At 46.3% G+C, this 475-nt stretch carries 1 protein-coding gene and 1 pseudogene; both read right to left on the bottom strand.

The window, feature by feature from the left end:
* The coding region (locus Xkoz_RS19370; protein ID WP_208615312.1) for an HK97 family phage prohead protease at nucleotides 1–293 on the bottom strand (293 nt) is incomplete at its 3' end.
* A gap of 43 nt (nucleotides 294–336) precedes the next feature.
* A pseudogene (locus Xkoz_RS19365) lies at nucleotides 337–475 on the bottom strand (phage major capsid protein); the annotation flags it as partial.

Raw genomic sequence — 475 nt, 5'->3', positions numbered from 1 at the left:
CGCCCCAGTTGGGTATCAGGCGGGGTTAACTCAAAGCGTAATCCGGTGGCATCTTCGCTAAGCTGCAATGTGCCGGAGGTGGTACGGCCTAACAGGTTCATATGGTCATGTTCATAAAGTGCCCTGATATCTGCGCCTGTGGTTAAGCTGGCACTGAACGCATTTGGGGCAAACTGTTCTACAAACTCATCCCATAAGACTTGTGATCGACTGTTCCACTTAATCACGTAACCGATTAGTTTCTTATCACTGGCTGATAATGAAGCGGTGCGGATTTCAAAATCATTTTTCATTCGATAGACTCCAAAGAAGATAAAGGGAAATTTCCCCTTATCATTAACCCGCTTTCGTACCTTTGATTTCCAGCACCTTGATTGCGTTAGAATCCACCAGCCCGCCGCCCAAATATTTATCGGTGTGTACCTTATAGAATCCCGGTTCAGTGATATTGTCAGGACGGGTACGAATTCCCGTT

The sequence above is a fragment of the Xenorhabdus kozodoii genome, assembly GCF_002632875.1.
Taxonomy (GTDB): domain Bacteria; phylum Pseudomonadota; class Gammaproteobacteria; order Enterobacterales; family Enterobacteriaceae; genus Xenorhabdus; species Xenorhabdus kozodoii.
Note: the sequence above shows the minus strand (reverse complement) of the source record. Positions and strands in the feature narration are given on the sequence as shown.